3 protein-coding genes and 3 pseudogenes are annotated in these 6850 nt (G+C 67.4%); all 6 read right to left on the minus strand.

Annotated elements, in window-relative coordinates; all coding sequences use genetic code 11:
* Positions 1 to 185 (minus strand): annotated as a pseudogene (locus JCM9942_RS08720) (glycosyltransferase family 1 protein); the annotation flags it as partial.
* Between the two features lie 90 nt (positions 186 to 275).
* Positions 276 to 1796: an exopolyphosphatase gene (gene ppx / locus JCM9942_RS08725; protein WP_172675078.1), complete on the minus strand. Its 1521-nt coding sequence runs from the start codon at positions 1794 to 1796 to the stop codon at positions 276 to 278.
* Between the two features lie 74 nt (positions 1797 to 1870).
* Positions 1871 to 3954 (minus strand): annotated as a pseudogene (gene ppk1 / locus JCM9942_RS08730) (polyphosphate kinase 1).
* Entirely contained in the window at positions 3951 to 5291 is a 1341-nt protein-coding gene (gene phoR, locus JCM9942_RS08735) for a phosphate regulon sensor histidine kinase PhoR (RefSeq protein WP_054659075.1), read from the minus strand. The pseudogene ppk1 and the gene phoR overlap by 4 nt, the downstream one beginning before the upstream one ends.
* 62 nt (positions 5292 to 5353) lie before the next feature.
* Entirely contained in the window at positions 5354 to 6043 is a 690-nt protein-coding gene (phoB, locus tag JCM9942_RS08740) for a phosphate regulon transcriptional regulator PhoB (RefSeq protein ID WP_054659077.1), read from the minus strand.
* A gap of 111 nt (positions 6044 to 6154) precedes the next feature.
* Positions 6155 to 6850 (minus strand): annotated as a pseudogene (locus JCM9942_RS08745) (tetratricopeptide repeat protein); the annotation flags it as partial.

A 6850-nucleotide genomic window follows, 5' to 3' on the forward strand; every position in this document is an offset into this window, starting at 1 on the left:
TAGCGGGGCAGCGGCGCACCATGCACCAGAAGTTCATGCGTGGCGGCCGGATGCGCACCCTGGCGCGGGCGGATCACCTCCACCGCATGGCCCCGTGCGCGCAGGCCCTGTTCCAGCCCCTGTACCGTCAGGGCGACGCCGTTGACCTCCGGCGGATAGGTCTCGGTGACGATGGCAAAGCGCATGGCGGCCTCCGGCGTTTGAGCCGAGGATGCCGGGCGGGTGTGGCGGCAGGATGTCGCGCAGATGCCGGCGCTGTGACAGCCGGCCCGTGCTCAGGCGATGAATGGCTTGAAGCTGATACCTAGGCCGGTCATGCCGTCGACCTCGCCGATCAGGTCCGCGCGCAGCAACGGGCGAGCATCGATATAGGCCTGGGCCAGTACCAGCGACAGGTTGTCACCGTCTGCCGACAGTTCCAGGGTCGGAATCGGATCGGCTTCGTGGGCACGGTGCAGCAGCACGGCCAGGCGCAGCAACGCGGCCAGGCGCCGGGCCGGCATCAGCAGGCGGTCGGGCAGGGCCTCGAAGGCGGATTTGGGCACGTTGCGGCGGTGGGTGCGTACCAGGGCCGCCAGCAGCTGCTGTTCCTGCCGTGAGAAACCGGCGATATCCGAGTTCTCCAGGATGTAGCTGCCATGGGTGTGATAACCGCTGTGGGCAATGGCCAGGCCGATCTCGTGCAGGCGTGCGGCCCAGCCCAGCATCAGCGCATCATCGGTTTCCAGATTCCACAGGGCGGCGACCTGTTCGAACAGACGCTGCGCAGTAGCCTCCACGCGCTGCGCCTGCGTGCTGTCGATGCCGTAGCGGTGCATCAGCGCGGCGACGGATTCATCGCGCAGGTCGTTCTCGCTGGCACGGCCGACAATGTCGTAGAGGATGCCCTCACGCATCGCGGCCTTGCTGACCTGCAGTTTCTGCAGTTCCAGCGCCTGGAACGCCGCCTCCAGCACGAGGATGCCACCGGCGATGATCGGCCTGCGCTCGTTGGACAGCGTGGGCAGGTCGATCTCGTCGATGTGCTTGGCGCGCAGCAGTTCCTCGCGCAGCAGCGGCAGCGCCTCGGCGGTGATCGCCCCTTTGCTCAGCTTCATCGCCGCGCACATGTCGCTGATCGCCTTGTGCGTGCCGGACGAACCCAGCGCCTCGTTCCAGCCCTGCACCTTGTACTTGGCGGCAAACGGCTGGAACTCGGCGCCGATCTCGGTCAGCGCGTCCTTCCAGCGCTTCTTGCTCAGCTTGCCGCCGGGAAAGAAACGGCGGGTGCTGGCGATGCAGCCGGCCTGCAGGCTTTCACGTTCGATCGTCTCGAAGCCGCGGCCGATGATGAATTCGGTGGAGCCGCCGCCGATGTCGATCACCAGCCGCTGCTGGCCCGGGTGCGGTGGCTGCGCGTGGGCCACGCCCAGGTAGATCAGGCGTGCTTCCTCGCGGCCGCTGACCACTTCGATCGGGTGGCCCAGCGCGGTTTCAGCCGGCATCAGGAACGCCAGCGGCGAGCGCAGCTTGCGCACGGTGTTGGTGGCCAGCGCGCGCACCCGCAACGGCGGGATGTCGCGGATACGCTGGCCGAAGCGGGCCAGGCATTCCAGCGCGCGCTGCCGTGCCTCCGGTGACAGCCCGCCTTTGCCGTCCAGGCCATCGGCCATGCGCACGGTTTCGCGCAGGCGGTCGACCACGCGCAGCTGCCCCAGCAGATAGCGGGCAATGACCATGTGGAAGCTGTTGGAGCCCAGGTCGATGGCGGCCAGCAGGTCGCCTTCCTGCAGGGGCGGGGGAGTCGTGGAGGACAGTGGCATGGCGGAATGGTAGCCGATGGCCGTGCGCGGCCGTCACCTGCTGATGACAGCCGTTGCTGGCCGGCGCCTCAGACGCCGGCCAGCAGCGTCATCTGCGCCGAATGCGGCGGTTCGCCGTTGCCTGGCGCGCACTTGCGGTAACGGCCGTCGGCCTGCAGTTCCCAGGCGTTGAGGTTGTCATCCAGATAGTTCTGCAGGGTTTCACGATACACGCGGCGGGCGACCTCCGCATCGAGAATCGGGAAGCAGGTTTCCACGCGGCGCAGCAGGTTGCGTTCCAGCCAGTCGGCGCTGGCGCAGAACAGCTCCGGGGCGCCGTTGTTGCCGAACCAGTACACGCGGCTGTGCTCCAGGAAACGCCCGACGATGGAGCGCACGCGGATGTTGTCCGAAATACCCGGGACGCCGGGGCGCAGGGTGCAGGCGCCGCGCACGATCAGGTCGATCTGCACGCCGGCCTGCGAGGCGGCATACAGCGCGCGGATCACCTGGGCCTCGTTGAGGGCGTTCATCTTGGCGATGATGCGCGCCGGCTTGCCCTCCTGCGCCAGCCGGGTCTCGCGTTCGATGCGCTTGATCAGCGGCATGCAGGGTGAAGGGCGATTGCAGCAGGCACTTGAGCTTCATCTTCGGCGCCAGCCGGACAGCTGCTGGAACAGCAGGTGCACGTCGTTGCCGATGTCGGCATTGGCGGTGATCAGGCTCAGGTCCGTGTACGCGCGGGCCGTGCCGCTGTGGTAATTGCCGGTGCCAGGTGCACGTAGCGACGCAGTTTGCGGCCCTCGCGGCGCACGATCAGCAGCATCTTGGCGTGGGTCTTGTAACCGACCACGCCGTAGACGACCTGCACGCCGGCGTCCTGCAGGCGGTCGGCTAGGCCGAGGTTGGCCTCCTCATCGAAACGCGCGCGCAGCTCGACCACCACGGTGACGTCCTTGCCGTTGCGCGCGGCCTGGATCAGCGCCTCGACAATCCCCGAATCCTTGCCGGTGCGGTACAGCGTCTGCTTGATCGCCAGCACGTTCGGATCCACCGAAGCCTCGCGGATCAGGTCCAGCACGGTGCTGAACGAATCGAACGGATGGTGCAGCAGGATGTCGTTGCCGGCCACGCTCTCGAAGATGCCCTCGGCGGTCTTGAGCACGCGCGGTGACATCGGCGGGTATTTCAGGTCCGGCCGGGTGAGCAGGTCATACACCTGGATCACCCGGTTGAGGTTGACCGGGCCGTCGATGCGGTAGGCCGCGTTTTCGGGCAGGCCGAAGTTCTGCAGCAGGGTCTGCATGATCGGCTTGGGGCAGTCGTGCGCGATCTCCAGCCGCACCGCCGGCCGGTAGCCACGGTCGGCCAGTTCATCGCGCAGCGCCAGCGCCAGGTTCTCCACTTCCTCCTCGTCCACCACCAGCTCGGAGTTGCGGGTGACCCGGAACTGGTAGGCGCCCTGCACATCCATGCCGGGGAACAGCTCGTCGACGAAGGCCGACAGCACCGCCGACAGCAGCACGAAGTTCTGCGGGCCGCCGAGCGATTCGGGCAGCTGGATGATGCGTGGCAGCGAGCGCGGCGCACGTACCAGCGCCAAGTGGCCGGCGCGGCCGAACGCATCGGTGCCCTTGAGCACCACGACGATGTTCAGCGACTTGTTGAGGATCTTCGGAAACGGGTGCGAGGGGTCCAGTCCCAGCGGCGAGAGCACCGGCATGATCTCGTTGCGGAAATAGGCGCGCAGCCAGCGGCGCTGGCGTGGCGTCCAGGTCCGGTTGTGCAGGATGCCCACGCCGGCCTCGGCCAGTGCCGGGCGCAGCACCTCGTTCCAGCAGTGGTACTGCTGCTCGACCAGTTCGGCGGCGCGGTCGTGGATCGCGCCGAGGATGGCCTGCGGGCCCAGGCCGTCCGGTGCCGGGGGCAAACCGAACTCCTGCGCGTGGCGTACCGCGGCGGCGCGGATCTCGAAGAATTCATCCAGGTTGGTGCAGGAGATGCACAGAAAGCGCAGCCGTTCCAGCAGCGGCACCTGCGCGTCCATGGCCTGGGCCAGCACGCGGAAATTGAAATCCAGCTGCGACAGTTCCCGGTTGATATACAGCGCCGGATCGCGCAGCGGATCGGTGCTGACAAACGTGGGCGACGGAGGCGAAACGGGAGGAGTCATGCCGGGGGATCTTCCGTGAGAGCTGGCGACAGCGGAGCCGGTCGCGGGCGGACGTGTTCAGCATCGAAGTGGCAGGCAAAGGTGCTGCCCTGGCCGACTTCACTGCGGATTTCCAGGCGTGCCTGGTGCAGGCCGAGGATGTGTTTGACGATGGACAGGCCCAGTCCGGTGCCGCCGCTTTCGCGCGAACGGCTGCTCGACACGCGGTAGAAGCGCTCGGTCAGGCGGGGCAGGTGGCTGGCCGGAATGCCATAGCCGGTATCGGTGACGGCGAGCACCGCACCGCCGTTCTCGCGGGCAAAGGTCAGGGTGATGCGACCGCCAGCCGGGGTGTAGCGCACCGCGTTGGTGACCAGGTTGGAGAAGGCGCTGTGCAGTTCCTTGTTGGAGCCGGCCAGGTCCACCCCGGCGTTGTCTTCGATCCTGATGGTATGGCGTCCCTGGCTGTGCGCCTCGGCTTCGCGCCGCAGCGACACCAGCATCGGCGTCATCGCCACGGTTTCCAGTTCGGTGTGCTGCTGCGATTCCAGCCGCGACAGCGTCAACAGGTCTTCCACCAGTTGCGCCATGCGCTGGGACTGCTTGCGCATCTCCATCAGCATCGGGCCGGTACCGGGGAAATCCTCCGGCTCCATCATGTCCAGATAGCCATGTACCACGGTCAAGGGCGTGCGCAGCTCGTGCGAGACATTGGCGACGAAATCGCGGCGTACCTGCTCCAGATGCAGCAGCTTGGTGACGTCGCGGGCGACCAGCAGCCAGTGGTGGTCCGAATAGGGAATCAGCCGCAAGTGCAGGCGGATGCCCGAATCCACCGGCGAGTTGGCATCCAGGATCGGCTCGGCGTTGCGGCCACCGGCCAGCCAGTGCGCCAGCGGCAGCGGCTGCAGGCGTTCGACCAGCGCCGCGCCCATGTCGTGCGGATGCTGCAGGCCGAGCAGGGTGGTCGCCGCCTCGTTGAACCACTGCACACGCTGGGTGTTGCGGTCCACCACCACCACCGCATCGGGCAGCGCGGCAGCGGCGGCGCGGTAGCTGCGCAGCATCTGCAGCAGGCGCCGCTTGCGCGCGCGCATCTCCTGCTGGTTGCGGTACAGCAGGCGGTCCAGTTCGTTCCAGACGCCATTGCCGTTGATGGTTTCCCAGCGCTGGCGCGCGGTCAGGCGCAGCAGCACCTGCCGCAGGCGCCAGTAGTGCCACGCCAGGATTCCCAGCGCGGCGGCCGCGACGGTCAGCCCGACGTGGCCGACCAGTGCGCCCAGCAATCCGGCCAGCAACAACAGCGCGGCCACGGCGGCCAGCGTCTTCAACCAGGCGGATCGGAATTGGCGGGGCATTGCGTTCTCGGGTGGTGCGGATGGATCCGTCGAAATGACTGCTGGTTATAGCATCAAGCCGCTCAGATGGAGGCCGAGAAGCGATAGCCGGCACCGCGCACGGTCTGCACCATGTTCTCCGCACCGAACGGCTCCAGCGTCTTGCGCAGGCGGCGGATGTGCACATCGATGGTGCGTTCTTCCACATACACACTGCCGCCCCAGACGTGGTCCAGCAGCTGCGAACGGGTGTAGACGCGTTCGGGATGGGTCATGAAGAAATGCAGCAGGCGGTATTCGGTCGGGCCGATCGGCACCGGCGCCTCGCCGGCGAACACCCGGTGGGCAGCGCCGTCGATGCGGATCGGGCCAATGGCCACGCTGCCGTCCTCATCGTCATCGCGGGTGCGGCGCATCACCGCCCGGATGCGGGCCAGCAGCTCGCGTGCGGAGAACGGTTTGACCACATAGTCGTCCACGCCGGCTTCCAGCCCACCGACGCGGTCGTTCTCCTCGCCGCGGGCGGTGAGCATGATGATCGGCACGTCGCGGGTGAGGGCCTCCTTGCGCCAGCGCCGGGCCAGTTCCAGGCCGCTGGTGCCGGGCAGCATCCAGTCCAGCAGGATCATGTCCGGGACCCGGTCGGCGATGGCGGTCTGCGCTTCCAGCGCATCGCCGGCGTGGACCGGGTCGTACTCGCCCTTGCGCAGGGCGAAAGCGACCATGTCACGGATCGCGGGTTCGTCGTCGACTATCAGGATGCGTTTCTGCACGTCTGCCTACCGTAGAGCCCATCAATCTGGAGTGCGCCCAGTAGACTACGGTTTGATGACCGGTTTGTGACATCGGATGAGACTTCCGGCGGCGGTACGCGGCGGCGTGATTCAGTTCCGTGACATGTCCGGGTCACGCACACCCAGGCGGCGCATTTCCAGCACCGTGGGCATGATCGACTCGATACGCGCATTCACGCGGGCGCGGCTGATGTAATCCAGTCCGGGCTGTTTGAGCAGGGCCTCGAACTGGAGCAGCGCCTGTTCCGGGCGACCATTCAGATAGGCGGCCTCGGCGTAGGCCTCACTGGCACGCACCGGGTCTCCGGCCAGTTCGCAGGCACGGGCGAACAGCCGCTGGAACACTGGGTCATCGCCCGAGCGGGCCAGCAGCGGGCGCAGCATGCTCTGGGCGCGCTTGCCTGCCTCGGCGCCGCCTTGCTCGTTGAGTACCTGGGCGTAGGTCAGCGCCACCGCACGGTTGCGCGGCAGGCGTTGCAGCAGCGTATCGAAGCGCTGGTTGGCCTCGGTGCGCTTCCCGCTGCGCGACTCGGCTTCGCCCAGGGCCAGGCTGACCCACAGGTTGTCCGGGTAGGTGGCGTGCAGCTGCTGCAGATCCTCCAGCGCCTGCCGGGTGTTGCTGCCGCCGTCCCGCAGTTGCGCGATGGCCACACCGTAGCGCTGGGGATCATCCAGGCCGTCCTTCTGGCTGCGGCGCAGATCCTCGTATTCGCGGACCAGCTCCGACGCGTCGGCGCGCTGAGCACCCGCAGCCGTTCGCGGGCCCAGTCGAACTGGCCGCTCGCG

It is taken from the genome of Stenotrophomonas pictorum JCM 9942 (assembly GCF_001310775.1).
GTDB classification, from domain to species: Bacteria; Pseudomonadota; Gammaproteobacteria; order Xanthomonadales; family Xanthomonadaceae; genus Stenotrophomonas; species Stenotrophomonas pictorum.